16 protein-coding genes are annotated in these 16,880 nt (G+C 67.0%); 5 read left to right on the top strand and 11 right to left on the bottom strand.

The window, feature by feature from the left end; translation table 11 throughout:
- Positions 1-272 precede the first annotated feature (272 nt).
- Entirely contained in the window at positions 273-812 is a 540-nt protein-coding gene (locus tag BMY29_RS03945) for an HTH domain-containing protein (protein ID WP_049989323.1), read from the top strand.
- A gap of 75 nt (positions 813-887) precedes the next feature.
- Here BMY29_RS03945 and BMY29_RS03950 read toward each other — a convergent pair whose 3' ends face one another.
- The 3 genes from BMY29_RS03950 to rqcH form a co-directional block, all read right to left on the bottom strand.
- Positions 888-1,181: a hypothetical protein gene (locus BMY29_RS03950; protein WP_049989324.1), complete on the bottom strand. Its 294-nt coding sequence runs from the start codon at positions 1,179-1,181 to the stop codon at positions 888-890.
- Between the two features lie 117 nt (positions 1,182-1,298).
- Positions 1,299-1,559 carry a hypothetical protein gene (locus tag BMY29_RS03955; protein WP_049989325.1) on the bottom strand — a complete coding sequence of 87 codons (261 nt, stop codon included), beginning with the start codon at positions 1,557-1,559 and terminating at the stop codon, positions 1,299-1,301.
- A gap of 134 nt (positions 1,560-1,693) precedes the next feature.
- Positions 1,694-3,874 (bottom strand): ribosome rescue protein RqcH, encoded by a 2,181-nt coding sequence (gene rqcH / locus BMY29_RS03960; RefSeq protein WP_049989326.1) that lies wholly within the window; start codon positions 3,872-3,874, stop codon positions 1,694-1,696.
- A gap of 185 nt (positions 3,875-4,059) precedes the next feature.
- On the opposite strand from rqcH, the gene BMY29_RS03965 reads away from it, so the two are divergent.
- From BMY29_RS03965 to BMY29_RS03975, 3 genes are all read left to right on the top strand, one after another.
- The gene (locus tag BMY29_RS03965) at positions 4,060-4,710 is read left to right on the top strand and encodes a hypothetical protein (RefSeq protein ID WP_049989327.1); all 651 of its coding nucleotides are present in this window, start codon (positions 4,060-4,062) and stop codon (positions 4,708-4,710) included.
- 105 nt (positions 4,711-4,815) lie between these two features.
- Positions 4,816-5,649 (top strand): ZIP family metal transporter, encoded by an 834-nt coding sequence (locus tag BMY29_RS03970; RefSeq protein WP_049989328.1) that lies wholly within the window; start codon positions 4,816-4,818, stop codon positions 5,647-5,649.
- Positions 5,650-5,960: 311 nt separating this feature from the next.
- Positions 5,961-6,161 carry a hypothetical protein gene (locus BMY29_RS03975; RefSeq protein ID WP_049989329.1) on the top strand — a complete coding sequence of 67 codons (201 nt, stop codon included), beginning with the start codon at positions 5,961-5,963 and terminating at the stop codon, positions 6,159-6,161.
- An 86-nt stretch (positions 6,162-6,247) separates the two neighbouring features.
- Here BMY29_RS03975 and BMY29_RS03980 read toward each other — a convergent pair whose 3' ends face one another.
- The 8 genes from BMY29_RS03980 to BMY29_RS04015 all read right to left on the bottom strand — a co-directional run bounded on the left by BMY29_RS03980 (position 6,248) and on the right by BMY29_RS04015 (position 14,999).
- Positions 6,248-7,201: a TIGR03557 family F420-dependent LLM class oxidoreductase gene (locus BMY29_RS03980; RefSeq protein WP_049989330.1), complete on the bottom strand. Its 954-nt coding sequence runs from the start codon at positions 7,199-7,201 to the stop codon at positions 6,248-6,250.
- The gene (locus tag BMY29_RS03985) at positions 7,198-8,502 is read right to left on the bottom strand and encodes a S1C family serine protease (RefSeq protein WP_081985429.1); all 1,305 of its coding nucleotides are present in this window, start codon (positions 8,500-8,502) and stop codon (positions 7,198-7,200) included. The genes BMY29_RS03980 and BMY29_RS03985 overlap by 4 nt, the downstream gene beginning before the upstream one ends.
- Positions 8,503-8,611: 109 nt before the next feature.
- Positions 8,612-9,265, bottom strand: a complete 654-nt coding sequence (locus BMY29_RS03990; RefSeq protein ID WP_049989331.1) for a bifunctional 4-hydroxy-2-oxoglutarate aldolase/2-dehydro-3-deoxy-phosphogluconate aldolase — start codon at positions 9,263-9,265, stop codon at positions 8,612-8,614.
- Between the two features lie 193 nt (positions 9,266-9,458).
- Positions 9,459-10,538, bottom strand: coding sequence for a TrmB family transcriptional regulator (locus tag BMY29_RS03995; RefSeq protein WP_049989332.1), 1,080 nt, complete (start codon positions 10,536-10,538; stop codon positions 9,459-9,461).
- 143 nt (positions 10,539-10,681) lie between these two features.
- Positions 10,682-11,920, bottom strand: coding sequence for a mandelate racemase/muconate lactonizing enzyme family protein (locus BMY29_RS04000; RefSeq protein ID WP_049989333.1), 1,239 nt, complete (start codon positions 11,918-11,920; stop codon positions 10,682-10,684).
- 131 nt (positions 11,921-12,051) lie between these two features.
- Positions 12,052-12,948 carry an alanyl-tRNA editing protein gene (locus tag BMY29_RS04005; RefSeq protein WP_049989334.1) on the bottom strand — a complete coding sequence of 299 codons (897 nt, stop codon included), beginning with the start codon at positions 12,946-12,948 and terminating at the stop codon, positions 12,052-12,054.
- 79 nt (positions 12,949-13,027) lie between these two features.
- Positions 13,028-13,567 carry a helix-turn-helix domain-containing protein gene (locus tag BMY29_RS04010; protein ID WP_049989335.1) on the bottom strand — a complete coding sequence of 180 codons (540 nt, stop codon included), beginning with the start codon at positions 13,565-13,567 and terminating at the stop codon, positions 13,028-13,030.
- Between the two features lie 454 nt (positions 13,568-14,021).
- Positions 14,022-14,999 (bottom strand): NAD(P)-dependent oxidoreductase, encoded by a 978-nt coding sequence (locus BMY29_RS04015; RefSeq protein WP_074854624.1) that lies wholly within the window; start codon positions 14,997-14,999, stop codon positions 14,022-14,024.
- Between the two features lie 369 nt (positions 15,000-15,368).
- Here BMY29_RS04015 and BMY29_RS04020 point away from each other — a divergent pair, with 369 nt between their 5' ends.
- Positions 15,369-16,847 carry a succinyl-CoA:acetate CoA-transferase ScpC gene (locus tag BMY29_RS04020; protein ID WP_049990757.1) on the top strand — a complete coding sequence of 493 codons (1,479 nt, stop codon included), beginning with the start codon at positions 15,369-15,371 and terminating at the stop codon, positions 16,845-16,847.
- The last annotated feature ends 33 nt before the right edge of the window (positions 16,848-16,880 follow it).

Here is a 16,880-nt window from a genome sequence, read left to right on the forward strand (position 1 = left end):
GCCGAGAGCGAGCACGATACCGCCGGGCGGTCCGTGACGCGAATCGACGATGGGCCATCGAACCGACGCCTCACGGTGACCGACAGTCGATACGGGTGGTGTAAGGGACTGTTATTGGCCCCTGTGTCGAGGTTCGGACCGTCACCGCCGAGCGGCAATCGGGCGGCGTGATTCGCGGGGAGAGAGTCGACGTCAGCCATACGTTGTTAGCTTTATGGTCGTGAAGGGTGGCGCGGTGTCTATGGCTGCGACCGAGCGCCAGCCGGTAGACAATGACAGCGCAACCGACAGAGTCGACGGCAACGGGGACGATACGAGTGGAGCTGTTTCTCCGAAATCACGGGTCCGCAGCCGTCGTCGACCCACTCAGACGGGTCGTCGCGCGAGCGCGCCGCCTCGAGGACGAGATCGGCGCGACCGTTCGGGTCGAGACGTGGGCGTCGGTGCGGCCCGCGATCGAGGAACTCAGCGATAGCGGCACGTCGACTTCGCTCACCGTCGACGCGTTTCGATCCTGGGCCGAGCGAGAGGGATACACGCTCCGACCGAGTTTCGAACGACACGAAACGCCCTCGATGCTCGGCCAGTGTGCGGTCGAGATCCGGGTTCCGAACGTTTGCGTCGCCGTTTACGAGGACGGGGATCTCCAGTGTGTCGCGCCCTGTGCGGACCGGGAAAACGAGAAACGGACCTACACCGTCGAGCGGTGTCTCGACGCGCTCGAAGCCGGCGTTACGGAGCCGTTCGTCGACGACGATCCGCAATCGACCGACGATGAGGACGCCGTAGAACGGCGTGGAGATACCGAGTAGCGCGACCAGAGCGGCTCGAGTGAAGCGCGAAATCGTCTCTCCCACGAGACGACCGCATCGATCGGGTGCGAGCGGTCAGTCCCGGAGGTCCTCGAGCTTTCCTTTCGCCTTTTCGAGGCCGGACTCGAACGTCTCCTCGAGTTCCTCGACGGAGCGCTCGACGTAGTGCACTCGCTGCTTGGGAACCCGCCGAACCACGTCGTTGCCGTCCTCGTCGGTCCCGTACGCGAACAGCCAGTGGTCCTGAAAGTACGCGATCCGATCGTTGTCGACGGTGACGCGCTCGATCTCTCCGTCGGTCGGCTCGTAGACGATGGTCGCGGTCCCGAGCTCCGGCTCAGTGTCGGTGTCGGTGCTGATCTCCACCATGGGCGGTGGGTCCACCGTCGGCCGTGTAGTCGTGAACCCGGCAAGTGCAGTCTCCGCAGGGCCCGCCGACGGAGCGATCGGGTGACCGAAAACGACGACGGCCAGGCCGCCGCGCCGTCAGCCGGACCTCGACTCCCGCGGCGAGTCCGCCCCCTCCTCGGTGTCGGTCTCGGTCCCGGCGTCGCGAACGGCCGTATCGTCGGTCGGCGTCGGTTCGGCCTGCTCCGCCTGGTACGGTTGGGTGCCGGGACCGAGCGCCAGGAACACCACGAACGCGACTAAACCAACCATCGCGGCGATGATGACCCAGCCGACGATGACGGGGACGTCGAGACCGCCGCCGACGACAGCCGGGACGAGCGCCTCAGGTGGTGCCATTGGGAGAACCCTACCGTCGTCGCGCCGATCAGTATTGACCCGGCCATCTCGGGGTCACGGGTCCGCGTGGGGCGAGGTTGGGTCGGGGTCGCCGACGGCCGGCACCGGGACCGGGACCGGGTCCGCTGGTCGACTCAGTCCTCCTTAATTCGGCTCCCGCCAGGCGGCATGAAGTGCTGGATCCGGTCGGGACTCGCGATCTTGCGGACGAACGACTCGTCCGCGAAGCGCTCGCGGAAGCGCCGGTACATCCGTTTCGCCGCGTCGGCTTGCGCGTAGCGGCCGGGCTCGAGTTCGATCGTCGTCACCGCCCGGTCCTCGATGGCCGACGGCGGCCCGCCGATGACGCGGGTGTAGGGTTCACATTGGATGCCGACGGCCGCGCCGACCGGCGTGTCCCGGTAGTAGGTCCGGTCGCCCCGGATCGCGAACCCGCCCTTCTCTAAGTACTCGCCGCTCTCGGGCGTCTTCGAGACCTGGTCGGCGTCGACGGCGTAGACGTCGCCCGCGTAGCGGCCGTCCTTCCAGACCGACGCGTAGGTGACGGCGAACTGGGCGGCCTCCTCGATGCTCGACTCGGGGAGTTCGATGTCCGAAGAGGACGACTCGCTGGGATCGGTCGCCTTCAGGACGGTGACGGGGCCGCCGTGGGCCTGCGTGTGGAGCACTTTATCTCCCGGTTCGAGGTACTTCTTGACCAGTTCCTCGTTCTGGTCGGCGTTGCGGCCGCCGATCACGAGGTAGTCGTCGCTGGTGTGGAACCAGCGGAACCGGTCGAACCAGGGTTCGTTCTCGCGGATGGGGACGGACGGCTCCGAAAGCCAGTCGCGCTTCGCGTCCTCGTCTTCGTCCCCTTCGTCCTCGTCGGCGTCCGCGCTCCCGCTCTCGTCGGCCTCCCACTCGTTGCGGCGGCGCTTGACCGCTTCGAGGTCCTCGCGAGTATCCTCGATGGCCGCCAGCGCGCCCTCCTTCTTCTCCTCGACGCGCTTGGCCTCCGTATAGAGCCGATCGGCGTTCTGCTCGACGCCCCGGTTCGCGTTGAGGTCGATGCGCTCGCCGTCCAGTTCGACGGTAACCGTCCCCTCGCTGCCGTCGACGTCGGCGACTGCCTCGGCGGCCTCGATGCCGCGCTCGGCGCCCTCCGCGAATCGCTCCTCGATCTCGTCCCACGAGCGATCCTGATCGCGGGCCTCCTGAATCGTCGAGAGGATCTCGTCGACCAGGCCGTACTGGGCGTACAGCAGTTCGGCTTGCTCGCGCAGCGATTCAGCCTCCTGTTCGAACCCCTCGATCGCGCCCTGCTGTTGCTCGATGATCCGCTCGTGTTTGGCGATCTCGGACTCGAAGTCGGGTCGCCGCTCGGTCGGCTCCTGCTCCTCCTCGTCGTCCAGAACGAGCCGGAAGAAGTAGTCGTCCAGCGCGGCGAGGAAGGAGTCGTAGGGATCGGCGGCCAGGTCCGAGCGCTCTTCGAGCGGGAACGGCGTGACGTCGACGACGCGGCCCTCGTCGGCGTCGGTGTCGTCGTCGCCTTCGGCTTCGTCCCCGCCGTCGCTCCCCTCGTCGTCCGACTCGAGGTAGAGCCGCGGGTCGAAGTTCCCGTTCCGGATGTCGAGCGCGAGCCGCTCGATGGCCTGGTAGACGCGATCGTAGACCGCCTCGTCGGCGTCGTCGATATCCATCGCCTTCTCGACGCCGGCGCGGGTACAGATCTCCTCGGCGTAGAGGCCGCCGAAGTTGAGCTGGGTCGCGAGCGTCCGGACGACGTCGGTGTCGGAGTCGTCCATCTCCCGGTCGAAGGCCTCCCTGGAGACCGTCAGCGGGTTCGTCCGGGACTCGGGGAACTCGTAGCGCGAGCCGGGGACGACGGTCCGCGATTTGAGCCGAACGGTCTCGAGGCAGTCGATCACCTCGTACTCGCCGTCGGTGACCGCGACGTTACCCTGGCCGAACAGTTCGACGATGATTCGGGTGATCCCGTCGTCGCGCTCGAAGGTGAACTCGAGGATGCGGTCGAACTCGTACTGCTCGACGCCGACGAAGTCGGCGCCCGACAGCCGGTTTCGGAGCATCATCGCGAACTGCGGCGGTCGGCCGGGGGCGTCGGGCACCCGCTCGGGGGCGACCGTGTGGGCCCGCTTGACCTCGCCGACCTCGAAGATCAGTTCGACCCGTCCGCGGTCGAAGTCCCGCATCTTGAGCCGGACGAGGTCGTCGCCGTAGAGATAGGCCTTGTCGACTTTCGCGCCCTCGTAGGCCCCGAGCTCTCCGACGAGCGCGGCGAGGTCGACGCTGGTGAGTTCCCGCTTCGGATCCATACCAGCAACTGCCCGGTCCGGTCAAAAAGGCGTGTCGCTCCGGGGCGAACGGCCGGAGTCGGAAGGCCTAATCGGTGCAGGGCCGTTCGTCGAACTATGATGGACGCGAGCGAGTCACTGCGCGGAGGAGCCGTCCCCGCGGGCGTGTCGCGCGGTTCGATCGACGCGAACGGAGGTCACTATCGATGAGCGTCGAGGACGGGGGAGAGCAACCCTGGACCGACGTCTCGCGGTTCCCGGACTTCCTCGATCACCTCGAGGATCAGGGTGGGGCCACCGTCAAAGGCATCGTCGACCGGATCGACGCCGACATCGACGCGGACGGGGTCGTCTACCACGACCGCGGGATCCGCGCGCCCGGCTACGACGCCACGTTCGTTCCGGAGCCCGAGGGATCGCAGGTCGTTCCCGCGTTCAGCGTCGAGGTCCACACTATCGGCCCCCGCAGCGTCTGGGCGGTGTTCGACGCGACGCTGTCATGGGACTTCTATCTCCTCCAGTCCGACGGCGTCGCAGCGATCGCCTGGGTCAGCGACGAGGAGTACAACGCCGAGGAGGCCGGGATGTTCCTGTCGAAACGCGACGCGCTCGCCGCGGGCCGCTTCTCCTTCGGCACCTTCATCTACGCCGACGAGGAGTGGGAGGAACAGCGCGACCTAATCGAGGGCACGAACGCGCCGGCGTTCCTCCAGCGCGACGACGGCAGCACGCTCGTCCCGACCAGCCAGGCCGAGTTCTACGACGTCGTCAACTCGACCCCCGAGGATTTCCGCACGAACGGCGGCGGGGCGCCCTCGCACCTCGGGCTGCTCGAACTCGAAGTCACGATCGACTGACGGCCGGCCACACCACCTCCGACGCTACCGCCGCCACAGACGACCGCGCCGACGATTGCAACCGGTACCGTTTTGCTCGCAGCGCCGGACTCGACTGACACGGACATGTCGCCGCTCGGTGAGGTCGTCCTCGTCGCCACGATCGCGGGTTGTACGACCGGAATCGGTGCGCTTCCGCTGTTGCTCACCGACCGCGTGAGCCACCGCGTCTACGACGGCGCGCTCGGCCTGGCCGCGGGCATCATGGTCGGCGCCGCCGTCTTCGCGCTCGTATTGCCCGGACTCGAACTCGGCTCGCCGCTCGAGGTCGTGATCGGCATCCTCGCGGGCGGCGGGTTCCTGCTCGGCGCCAACGCCTTCTTCCCGCACCTTCATCTCCTGTTCCGCGGCGAGCAGGTCGAGGGAACCGCGGCCGTTCGCGATCCCGCGGGCGACCTGCCGACGCTCGCGGACCGCGTCAGCGAGGGCTCCGACGACGGTCACGGGGACGACCTGCGCCGGGCCGCGCTCGTCGGCGGCACCGTCACCATCCACAACGTGCCCGAGGGCCTGGCGGTCGGCATCGCGTTCGCCAGCGGCGAGACGGCGCTGGGGCTCGCCATCGCGACGGCGATCGCCGTCCAGAACGTGCCCGACGGGTTCGCGATGGCGGTCCCCGCGGTCCGGGCGGGCGTCTCCGGCCCGCGGACGCTCCTCTATACCACCCTCTCGGGCGGCGTGCCGGAGCCGCTGGCCGCGGCCGTCGGCTTCGCGCTGGTGACGGTCGTCGCGGACCTGTTCCCCGTCGCGGCCGGCTTCGCCGCCGGCGCGATGATCGCGGTCGTCTTCCGGGAACTCGTCCCCTCGAGCCACGGCCACGGCTACGCCGACACAGCGACAGGGACCTTCGTCCTCGGGTTCGCGATCATGCTGCTCGTCGACACCGTCCTCGCGGTCTGAGATCGCGACGCGTCCGCCCGCCGGGCTACAGACCTACTAGCCGCGATCGACATCGGACGGTCGACGCGTCACGGACGCCAGGCCGACCGCTACAACACGGCCTCGAAGCGACGGACACCGCCGCCACCAGCGACTCCGAGCGCTGCGATCAGGCGGAGATATCGTCGTCCGACATCGGTGGCTGCGCCCGCTCGATCTGCGGCAAACGATCGACGCACCGCCGACCGGATCGGTCCGAACACCGAGCGGCGGCCGGCGACGTTGCACTCGACGGCCAGGCGTCCAAACGGTTCGGGGACGAACGATCGACCATGGCCGAAGACGATGCCGACAGAGCGAACGAGTACGAGGCGGAACGAGAGGCCGAAATAGAGGAAGAACTCGAACGAGTCGACCGCGATCCGGACGAGGTCGACGACGGCGACGACGACCTCGGCACCCAGAACGCCCCGCGCGAAGAGGCGGACGACCTCGAAGAGGCCGAAGGAGCCGAGGAAGCGGACGAGAGCTGAGACGCACAGACGGCGTCTTCGACTCCCGGTCAGCCGAAACCGGTCCGAATCCGACCCGGTTTCGGACCAACTGCCGACGGGGGTCGTCAGAACGACGGCAAGACTTCGTTTTCGTAGAACTCGACGAACGCCGCCTGGTTCGTCCCGATCTGGTGGACCGTGACGTGATCGTAGCCGGCGTCGACGTACTCCTCGAGCGCGGCGACGTGGGCGTCGGGGTCGTCGCCGCAGACGATCAGGTCCGCGATTCCGTCCTTGGTAACCGACTGGACGGCCTGCTCGAGGTGGGCCGGCGTCGCCAGCTCCCACATTAGTTCGCCGGGCAGCCCTTCGATGGGCCAGACCTCGTGTGCGCGTTCGACCGCGGCCGTCTCGTCCTCGTCGTAACAGACGGTGACCTCGCCGTACTTCGGTCGGTCGCCATCACCGGCCTCCTCGAACGTCTCGATCAGGTTCGAGTCGGGACTGACGCCGACCAGGCCGTCGCCGTGCTCGCCCGCGAACCGCGCTGCGTTGGGGCCGTCCGCGGCGATCGGGATCGAGGGGAGCTCGTCGGGCAGCGTGAAGAGCCGCGCGTTCTCGACGGTGTAGTACTCTCCGCGGTAGCTGGTCGTCTCGCCCTGCCAGAGCCGCCGGATGATCTCGATCGCCTCGTCGAGCATCTCGAGGCGGACCTCGTGTTCCGGCCAGCGGTGGCCGAGGACGTGCTCGTTCAACTGCTCGCCGGCCCCGACCCCGAGGAAGAATCGGCCGGGCATCATCGCCGCCGCGGTCGCGGCCGCCTGGGCGACGATCGCCGGGTGGATCCGAATGATCGGGCAGGTGACCGCGGTTCCGAGCCGCAGGTCGTCGGTCGCGTGCGCGATGGCCCCGATCACGTTCCAGACCATCGGGCTCTCGCCCTGGCTCGCGAGCCAGGGATGGTAGTGATCGGAGATCATCGCGAACTCGAAGGCTGACTCGTCGGCCAGCTCGGCGTATTCGACGAGATCGGTCGGTCCGTGTTCCTCGCAGATGAGTTTGTGGCCAATAGCGGTCATGGCTCGGACTCCGGTTCGGATTCGGGTGGAGTCGGCTGGTCTCCAGGGTCGCTCGGGACGTCAGGCTCGCTCGGCCCACCCGGATGACCCGGTCCACCCGGAACCCCGGGGCCGCCGCCGATCGGGGACTGCGGCCGTTGAACGTCCGGTCGTTCGTCCAGCGTCAACTCGACCGTTTCTCGCTCGCCGTCGCGGACGACCTCGATCTCGATCGTGTCGCCTGGCGAGGTCTCGAGCGCGAGGTACGACGAGAGCTGTTCCTGGTTCGGGATCGCCTGGCCGTCGATGGCGACGATCACGTCGCCGCTCCCCGGTCGGGTGGTCGCCGGCTCGAGGGTGCCGTCGGCGGGCGAGTTCGGAACCACTTGCGTGACGAGCACGCCGGACGGTTCCTCGAGGCCGATCTCCTCGGCGATCGCCGGCCCAACCGGCACCACGCCGACGCCCATGAAGGAGTGTTCGTACGTCCCGTCTTCGACGAGCGCGGGGACGACCCGGTTCGCGAGCCGCGCCGAGATGGCGAACCCGATCGTCTGGCCGGCGCCGGCGAAGACGACGCCCAGCACCTCGCCGTCGAGGTCGACCAACGGTCCGCCGCTGTTGCCGGGGTTGATCGGGGCGTCTGTCTGGATCGCGGCCGGAATGGAGAACCCGGTCGGGCTGGGCAGCGATCGGTTGGTCCCGCTGACGATCCCCTGGGAGATCGAGGCGTTGAGGCCCAGCGGGTTGCCGATCGCGAGCACCTCCTGCCCGATCACGGGCTCGGACTCGGACAGCGTCAGCGCTTCGGCGACGTCGGGCATGTCCTCGACCTGAAGGACGGCGAGGTCGCTGTAGGCGTCCGTACCGACGACCGACGCGGTCCGCCACTCCTCGGTGCTGAACTGGAGTTCGATCCCGCCCTCGGCGGCAGCCTCGACGACGTGGTTGTTGGTCAGGACGTACTCGTCGTCGATGACGAAGCCGGAACCGAGTCCGCCACCGCCACCGTCGAGACCGCCCGTCCCGGAGACCGAGACGAGCACGACCGAATCGATCGTCTCCTGATACACCGACGCGTACTCGCTGTCGACGTCGGCGTCGGCCTGGTCCGTCGAATCCGCGTCCGACTCGTTCGCGCCGGTGGATTCGTTTTGCGCACTGCCGGCACCGGAGCCGCCGAGGCCGAGCGCCGCGACGGCCCCGACCGTTCCGACGGTGCCGAGTAGCCGCCGGCGAGTACACTGATCCGGGTCGGACTTGAGGTCGAAATCGAGATCTCGATCGGGAGTCACGCCCATTCCCACCCCGACGAGCGACATAAAACGGCCACCAGCACCAGCAGCCGCTACGCTGCGGGTTCGAACCGGCTCGTGGGCGGTTCCGCGAGAATTCGTACCGGTCGCGTCGGTCGGGTCGTTGCCGACTCGCCTATTCGCTTCGGGCCGCCTCGACGGCCGCGACGAACGACGCGGCCGTCTCCCGGACTTGCTCCATGTCGCCCTCGGCGATGGCCTGGTCGTCGACGATGGCGCCGCCCGCGCCGACGGCGACGGCGCCGGCGTCGAAGAAGTCGGCGACGTTGTCCCGCGAGACGCCGCCGGTCGGGATGATGTCGACGTCGCCGAGCGGACCCGTGAGCGCGCCGATGTGGCCCGGTCCGACCGTCGACGCGGGGAACATCTTGAGCACGTCGGCACCGGCCTCCATCGCCGTGACGGCCTCCGTGGGTGTCATGACCCCCGGTGCTGCGAGGACGCCGTGGCGGTTGCAGGTCCGCACGACGTCGGTGTCGGTGTGAGGCGAGACGACGAACTCGGCGCCGGCGTCGATCACGGACTGGGCGGTCGCCGCGTCGAGGACGGTCCCCGCGCCGACGACCGCGTCAGTGTCCGCGAGTTCCCGGTCGACGGCGGCGATCTTCTCGGCCGCGCGCGTGCCGTCGGCCGTGACCTCGAGCGCGGCGACGCCCGCGTCGTGGATCGCACGGGCGACCGGAACGATTTGGTCCTCGTCGACCCCGCGAAGGACGACGAGGACGCCGCCGTCGACGATGCGCTCTCGAACCATCTGCGTCGCCGTCATTCGTCCGCCCCTCCCGTCCGGCGCCGCGAGGCGACGGTCGTTCGATACCCGGTTTCGCTCCGTTCGATCGATTCGACGGGACTGTCTCTCATACCGAGCAGTTCGCCCCTCCCGCACAATAAGTTTACTCACGGCCGGAAAAACGGTTCGCGGCTTCTTCGCGGTCAACCGCTTGCGAGTCGTAGCGCTCTGCTCAGCGATCGTCGCTCTCGTCTCGCCCTTCGATCGTCCGGAGGGTGACCGATTCGGCCTCGTAGTCCTCGAGGAACGAGCCGGCGCCGCCGATGGCGTACCGGTCGCCGCCGACGTCGATCTCGAACGCGTTCTCGATCGGGAGCGTCGAAGTGACCGGCCGGACCAGGCTCTGCCGGACGTCGACGACCTCGCCGGACAGCGACGACGGGAGGTCCCGCTCGCCGACCGGCGAGCCGGTGACCGACGCCTCGACGCGCGCGTCCGTCGCACGGTGGAGCGCGATCTGGAAGACCGCGTTCCGGAAGCCCTCGTAGGTCCGGGGCAGTTCGTCGGGTGTGGTGACGTACCGCTCCTCGGCCGTCGGCCAGTAGTTCGCCAGGAACGAGCCGGCCAGGACGGGCACGAGCTGATCCTGGGAGAGCGCGATCGCCCGGGTGTCGCTCGTCGAGGTCGTGAGGAGTCGGCTGGGGGCCAGCAGGCCGTGGGCGCCGTCGACCGTCAGCATCGTCGGCACGAGCGCGTCCCACGTTCGGACCGCGCTGGCGGTGCCGGCCAGCGAGGCGACGTCCCGATCGCCGTCGGCCGCCCCCAGCAGGAGCAAGACGAGCACGCCGCGCTCGACGGTCGCCTCGAGCGTCGGCCGGATCCGCGGCAGCACCTCGGCGGGCAGGGAGAGCGTGACCTCCGTCTCGGCGCTCGCAAGCAGGCTCTCGATCCGCTTGCGCACCGTCTGGCGGGACTTGATCACCTCGAACTGGTCGCCGGACCGTTCGGTCGCCGTGTACCGCGATCGGAGTTCGGGCTCGATCTCCTCGACGCTCTCCGTGAGCCGCTCGACGACCGTTTCCGGTTGTACCGGCCGGATGATCGTCGGCACCGCGTGATCGTCGACCTCGACGAACCCGCGATCCTCGAGCGCCTCGCCGATGCTGTAGACGTAGCGCTTTGACACGTCGGCGGCGTCGGCGATGGTGCTCGCCTTCGACTCCCCGCGTTCGAGAATCGCGAGGTAGGTGTCGATCTCCTTCTCCGAGAGGCCAAATTGCTCGAGCAACCCGGCGAGGTCGTCGTCGTCCATTGTCTCTTACGGTACCGATTGCGAGGACAGCGTGAAATATGCTCGGCCGAAACCGCATCGTGGCGGCGATCTCACGGTCCGATCCGGGTTCCCGCGAGTTCGGCCCCGATCGTCCGAAAAACGAGAGTGCAGCGGAACGTTCGTTACGCTTCGTCGAAGAGCTCCTCGCCCTCGACCATGTGCTCCTCGACGACGTCCAGATCGAGCGTGACGCCGAGACCGGGTTCCTCGGGGACCTCGATGTAGCCGTCCTCGATGACGTCCTCCTCGACTAAGTCCTCCCACCAGCCGAGTTCGTAGGAGTGGTACTCGACGGCCAGGGAGTTCGAGATGGCCGCGCCGACGTGGGCGCTGGCCGTCGTCGCGACCGGCGAGGAGACGTTGTGCATCGCGACCGGCACGTAGTAGAGATCGGCGAGGTCGGCGATCTTCCGCGTCTCGCGCATGCCGCCGACCTTGGGCATGTCCGGCGCGATGATGTCGACGGCCTGCTCCTCGAGCAGGCGGCGCTGGCCGTGCTTGCGGTAGACGTTCTCGCCGACGGTGATCGGCGTCGACGTGCTCTGCGTAACCTCCCGCTGGACGTCATGGTTCTCCGGCGGGACCGGGTCCTCGAGCCACCAGACGTCGTAGTCCTCTAAGCGCTTCGCCAGGCGCTTGGCACTGCCGCCGGAGAAGGTCCAGTGACAGTCGAAGGCGACGTCGGCGCGGTCGCCGACGCGCTCGGTCACGTTCTCGACGATCTCGGCCTTGTGTTCGATCTCGGGCTCGCGGAGGTGACGGTTCGCGCGGTCCTTCTCGTGGCCCGAGGGGACGTCGAGGTCGAACTTCAAGGCGTCGTAGCCCAGGTCCTCGACGACGCGTTCGGCCTCGTCGGCGCAGGCCTCGGGGTCGGCTTCTTCTTCGGTGTGGCAGTCGCAGTAGACGCGGACCTCGTCGCGGTACTTGCCGCCCAGCAGCTGGTAGGCCGGGACCTCCAGGATCTTGCCCGCCAGGTCGTGGAGCGCGACCTCGATGCCCGAGATCGCAGTGACGGTGACGCCGCCGATCGACCCCTCGCCGGACATCTTCTGGACCAGGTGCTCGGTCAGGCGGTCGATGTCCAGCGGGTTCTCGCCCACGACGAACGGCTTCATGCGCTCGATGAGCTCCGGCACGCCGGCGCCCCAGTAGGCCTCGCCGGTGCCGACGACGCCCGCGTCGGTGTAGATCCGGACCAGCGTCCACGGGAAGTTCCCGTCGACCATGGTCGTCTGGACGTCGGTGATCTCGATGTCACGCCCGTCGCCGCGCTCTCGGGTGACTCCCATCGTCTCCGCCGAGAGGTCCCGCATCGTATACTCGGCGTTCGGGTCGTGTAACTGTGAGTAATCGACTCCCATAGCCCAGCGTTCACTCGCACGGTAGTAATAAGTTACACTTTCGTGTGACTATCATCGCCGATTGTCCTGTCAGCGGAGATATTCGACCGGCTCGAACTCGATCGAACGGCAGAATCGGTTGTAGACCGTTCCTACGCGCGATCGACACCGCCGTCGAGCTCGTCCGGCACGTCCGCGAGGTCGGCGTCGAGCGCGGTCGTCGCCGCGAAGGCGGCGCGTTTCTCGGCCGCCCGTCGGTCGATCGCGCGCGGTCCGACCGCCAGTTCGATTCGGTAGACGCCATCCGTCGGGCGCGACCCTCCAAGCACCGTGACGGGACCGACCTCGCGCGTGTTCCGGACGTGGGTCCCCCCGCAGGCCCTGGCGTCCCACGGGTCTCGCGACCCAGTCGTCCTCGTCGCCCCGGCCAGGCGGGTTCCGTTTCGGCCCCCGGTCTCGCCCTCGGCGGCGATCGTTACGACCCGCGCCCGGCCCATTTCGACGGCCGCAGTGTGGCGCTGCTCGTCGAACGCGATGTCGGCGCGCTCGCGCGCGTCGGCGATCGGCACGTCGTCCCAGGAGATCGGCCGCGACTCCCAGACGACGCGGTTCACGCGCTCGTCTAACGCGACCAACGTCTCGTCGTCGACGGAGGCGTCTGTCGCGAGGTCGACGCGGACCGTCTCCGGTCCGATTTCGATCCCCGCGGTCGTCGCCCCGTCGAGCAGCCGTCGCGCGGTCCCCGAGAGGATGTGGGCGGCGGTGTGGGCTCGCATGCAATACATTCGAAACGACCAGGCGACCGAACACAGGACGCGGTGGCCCGGCTTGAACGCGGGGGCCTCGGCGAGCACGTGAATCTGGTCGCCGTCGACCAGTTCGACGTCGGTGACGTCGATATCGCCGATCGTCCCGCGGTCGGCCGGTTGGCCGCCGCTCGCACCGTAGAAGTGACTGCGCTCGAGCCAGACCCGTCGGCCGTCGACCGACGTGACTTCGGTTTCGAACCGCGTGGCGTACGGCTCCGCTGCCGCCCGTTGCCCGATCATCGGTCACAGTCTGTCGCCGATCACTAAAAGTCTGCCCGCCGTGAGTGTGGGTTCGTCCGACAGAATTGCGAGAGGACGGTTACTCCGAGAGGGTGACGCCGAGGCGGTCCTCGAGCGCCTCGATCAGGCCGCCGCCGATGCCGGCTTGGGTCGCACGGCCCTGTTCGACCGCGAGCACGTCCGTCTCGGGGACGCCCAACTCCTCGGCGAGTTCCTCGCGCTGGAGGCCGGCGTCTCGCCTGGCCTCGACGACGACTTCGCCGTAGTCCGAGACGAGGTACGGCAGCGGGTCGTCGTCGTAGTTGGTTCCCTCGCTCTCCCAGTGTTTAGAGTCGCCGTCCCAGACCGGGTTCGCCTTCGCGACGTTCTGGGCGGCCTTCTGCTTACGGCTGGGTTCGTCGTTCGATCCGCGTCCGCCCGTACTCGTCTCCTGGTCGGACCGGTTCCGATCTCGGCCCCGGTCGTGCGTCTTGGAATCGTCGTGTGGCGCGCAGTCGGGACACACCTCGAGTTCGGCTCCGGCGACCGACGCGAGTGTGAGCGAATCGCTCTCGGTACCACAGAGTTCGCAGGTCGTCCCGCCGCCACCGCTGGACGACCCGGTCGAGTACTTGGTCATGCGAGATTTTGGCATCTGTCGCATTTCAACTGTTCGGTAGCGCGGAGTGGCCGGTCGGCGGCCAGCCTCGGAGTCGATCGATCGAACCGCGATTTCATCGTGGATTACCACGGACATACTGTCTCGACAATATAATATACCATATTTTTAAAGGAGTGATGATCAGATTCAGTCCCTGTTTTAGCTAGGATATCGAGTATAAATGGAATAAAGTGGCCGAGTATTTACTAAAGTCCATATTTAGACGAATAAGATCTTTTTATAGAGCCATATAGGAACAATTGGGCATTTATATTTAGGAGTTCATTTTGAACCTCGTTCGAGCTGTTATGGGGTTATTCGCCTATTTCGACCAGCGTTAGAATTTTGTGGTTATACATCTTATATGACTCTTTTTCTATAGTACGATACATTACCCAGATATCTTATGTCTGTTACGCCGTTGCTCGACCGTTCAGCCGTGCGTCGACGGGAGTTCGTCGGCGTTGATCGTCGTTTCGGGAACGGCGCCGTCGTACGCGGTCCGAACGTTCGCCGCCGATTCTCTGCTCATCGCGGCAAGCGCCTCGGTCGTCCGAGCACCGACGTGCGGCGTCGTCACGACGTTATCGTACTCGAGGAGGGGATGGCTCGGGGACGGCGGCTCGGCGGCGAACACGTCGATCCCGGCTCCGGCGATCGCATCGGACTCGAGTACCGCGACGAGCGCGTCCCTGTCGACGATTTCGGCTCGCGCCGTATTGACGAGGATACCCGACGGCGACAGCCGCCGTAATTCCGCCTCGCCGATCGCGTTCCGGGTTTCCGCCGTCAGCGGTGCGTGGATAGAGACGGCGTCGGCCCGGTCGAACAAGGCGGCCGGCGAGTCGACGGCCGCGACGTGCGCCGGGAGGTCGGCGGGGTCGACGTACGGATCGTAGACGCAACAGTCCATGTCGAGGCCCGACGCCAGGCTGGCGACTTCGAATCCGATATCGCCACAGCCGTACAGCCCGACGGTATCGCGCCGGAACTCGTCGGTGAGGACGTCGTAGTCGTCCGCGTTCCCCGCGCGAACGGCGGCATCCGCCGGCCGGAGCCGCCGTCGCACGGCCAGGAGTAGCGTGATCGCGTGTTCGGCGACCGCGCGCGAATTGACGCCTGGCGTATTGCTCACGAGGACGCCGTTTTCGGTCGCGGCGTCGACGTCGACGTTGTCGTATCCGACGCCGTGTTTGGAAACGATCTCGAGATCGGTCGCCGTTTCGATGAACTCTCCGTCGATCGGTTTCGTCCGGGTAATGACCGCGTCGAATCGGTCTGCGTCGGCGAGCAGCGCCGCTCGGTCGTCGTATTCGTCTCGTCTCACGGTCGTCGCGATATCGGCGATCGATTCCGGTCCCGCCGGGTGAATCCTCTCGGGAAGCAATACCGTCCATTCGTCCGTCGCCATACGGTGGTAGAACGGAACACGTTACATAATCACTTTGTTTCGAATTTGACGGGTCCTGACGCCGACGAGCGTCCGCTACCGACCGGTGAGAACGCCGCGCTCGCGAACCCTATCGCGACAGTGGGTGCTGGGAGGTTTTTTGTCCGTTTACCCGTAAGTAGCGATCGACGGTACCGGACGGCTCGCCACCGGGAGACGGCATTCGATCGCTTCCGGTGACGAGTCGTTCGACTGTAACGGTTTGAGGTAACTGATGATTCGAACTACCTACCGCGGGGCCTCGATTGCCGCCCCAGACGGACGAACAGGGAGCGAAGAACGCCGCGTGTGTGCGGTCCGCGCGAACGGATCGGGAGTCGTGTGGCGGGTATGACCGGACGCAGAGAGCCGGCGACGGACACCGTCGACCGGCGGTTGAACGGCAATCTCCCGCTCCTCGACGCCGGCGCCGCCGCGGCGCGAATCGACGCCGACGCGACGGTACTCACGAGCGGTTTCGGAAGCGTCGGCTATCCGAAACTGATTCCGCTGGCGCTCGCCGATTCGGATCGCGACCTGTCGCTGACGGTCGTGAGTAGCGGCAACGTCGGCGACGAGATCGACGTCGCGCTCGTCGAGTCGGGCGCGATCGATCGCCGCTTCACGTACCAATCGTCGGCCGTCGCTCGGGCCGCGACGAACCGACGCGATATTGCGTTCAGTGATCGAAACGCGTCGTCGATCGGCGACGAGGTTCAGTACGGCGGCCTCGTCGAGCCCGATATCGCAGTCGTCGAAGCGGTCGCCGTCGGTGAAGACTGGTTCGTCCCGTCGACCTCGGTCGGCCAGGTACCGGCGTTCGTTGAAGCCGCCGACGAGCTCCTCGTCGAAGTGAATCACAGACAGCCGTTGAAACTTCAGGCGCTCCACGACATCTATCGTCCGGAGGCGCCGCCGAACCGAGGTCCGATCCCGCTCACGGACCCGGGTGAGCGAATCGGAACGTCTCGCATGCACTTCGATCCCGAGAAACTCGTCGGCGTCGTGGAGACGGACCGCGTCGATTCGACCTACTCGTTCCGGGAACCGGCAGACGACGACCTCGCGATCGCCGCCAATCTCGGCGACTTTCTGGCCGAAGAGATGGAACGAACCGCGGCGTTCGAAGACGCCGTCCACTTACAGTTCGGCGTCGGGTCGCTCGGAAACGCGCTGATGGGCGAACTCGAGGGCCTCGAGTTCGGGGACCGCGATGTCGTATACTACGGTGAACTCATTCAGGACGGACTGCTCGATATGCTCGACGCCGACCGCCTGGCGTGTGCGAGCGCGACGTCGATGGCGCTCACGGACGAGGGTCAAGAACGGCTCTTCGCGAGCGTCGAGCGCTACGCGCGGGACGTCGTCCTCCGGCCGGCGGATGTCTCGAACCATCCCGGACTGATCGATCGGTTCGGCGTGATCGGCGTCAACAGCGCGATCGAGGTCGACATCTACGGCAACGTCAATTCGACCCACGTCGGCGGTAAACGGATGATAAACGGCGTCGGCGGCTCCGCGGACTTCAACCGCAACGCGCTGGTGACGATCTGTGCGCTCCCCTCGACGCACGACGACGGCGAGATCTCGCGCGTCGTTCCGATGACGTTCCACGTCGATCACACCGAACACGACATCGACGTCTTCGTCACCGAACAGGGGGTCGCGGACGTCCGCGGACTGTCGCCGGTCGAACGCGCCGAACTGATCGTCGAAGAGTGTGCGCATCCCTCCTTCAGACCGCGCCTCCGCGATTATCTGGACGACGTTCGGAGCCAAGACGACCACATCCCCCACGACGTCGCGCGAGCCGCGGACTGGCCGGAGTAACCGCCGGCCGCCGATTGTCCTTCGAAACGAGAT

The organism is Natrinema salifodinae, from assembly GCF_900110455.1.
Taxonomy (GTDB): Archaea; Halobacteriota; Halobacteria; order Halobacteriales; family Natrialbaceae; genus Natrinema; species Natrinema salifodinae.

Bases quoted from the DNA above. Each gene is read 5' to 3' on its own strand.
- BMY29_RS03990 (WP_049989331.1), bottom strand. From the start codon at position 9,265: ATGACGGCGACGCAGATGGTTCGAGAGCGCATCGTCGACGGCGGCGTC.
- BMY29_RS03980 (WP_049989330.1), bottom strand. From the start codon at position 7,201: ATGACCGCTATTGGCCACAAACTCATCTGCGAGGAACACGGACCGACC.
- BMY29_RS04010 (WP_049989335.1), bottom strand. From the start codon at position 13,567: ATGACCAAGTACTCGACCGGGTCGTCCAGCGGTGGCGGCGGGACGACC.
- rqcH (WP_049989326.1), bottom strand. From the start codon at position 3,874: ATGGATCCGAAGCGGGAACTCACCAGCGTCGACCTCGCCGCGCTCGTC.
- BMY29_RS03970 (WP_049989328.1), top strand. From the start codon at position 4,816: ATGTCGCCGCTCGGTGAGGTCGTCCTCGTCGCCACGATCGCGGGTTGT.
- BMY29_RS03945 (WP_049989323.1), top strand. From the start codon at position 273: ATGACAGCGCAACCGACAGAGTCGACGGCAACGGGGACGATACGAGTG.
- BMY29_RS03975 (WP_049989329.1), top strand. From the start codon at position 5,961: ATGGCCGAAGACGATGCCGACAGAGCGAACGAGTACGAGGCGGAACGA.
- BMY29_RS04005 (WP_049989334.1), bottom strand. From the start codon at position 12,948: ATGATCGGGCAACGGGCGGCAGCGGAGCCGTACGCCACGCGGTTCGAA.
- BMY29_RS03955 (WP_049989325.1), bottom strand. From the start codon at position 1,559: ATGGCACCACCTGAGGCGCTCGTCCCGGCTGTCGTCGGCGGCGGTCTC.
- BMY29_RS04015 (WP_074854624.1), bottom strand. From the start codon at position 14,999: ATGGCGACGGACGAATGGACGGTATTGCTTCCCGAGAGGATTCACCCG.
- BMY29_RS03965 (WP_049989327.1), top strand. From the start codon at position 4,060: ATGAGCGTCGAGGACGGGGGAGAGCAACCCTGGACCGACGTCTCGCGG.
- BMY29_RS04020 (WP_049990757.1), top strand. From the start codon at position 15,369: ATGACCGGACGCAGAGAGCCGGCGACGGACACCGTCGACCGGCGGTTG.
- BMY29_RS03995 (WP_049989332.1), bottom strand. From the start codon at position 10,538: ATGGACGACGACGACCTCGCCGGGTTGCTCGAGCAATTTGGCCTCTCG.
- BMY29_RS04000 (WP_049989333.1), bottom strand. From the start codon at position 11,920: ATGGGAGTCGATTACTCACAGTTACACGACCCGAACGCCGAGTATACG.
- BMY29_RS03985 (WP_081985429.1), bottom strand. From the start codon at position 8,502: ATGTCGCTCGTCGGGGTGGGAATGGGCGTGACTCCCGATCGAGATCTC.
- BMY29_RS03950 (WP_049989324.1), bottom strand. From the start codon at position 1,181: ATGGTGGAGATCAGCACCGACACCGACACTGAGCCGGAGCTCGGGACC.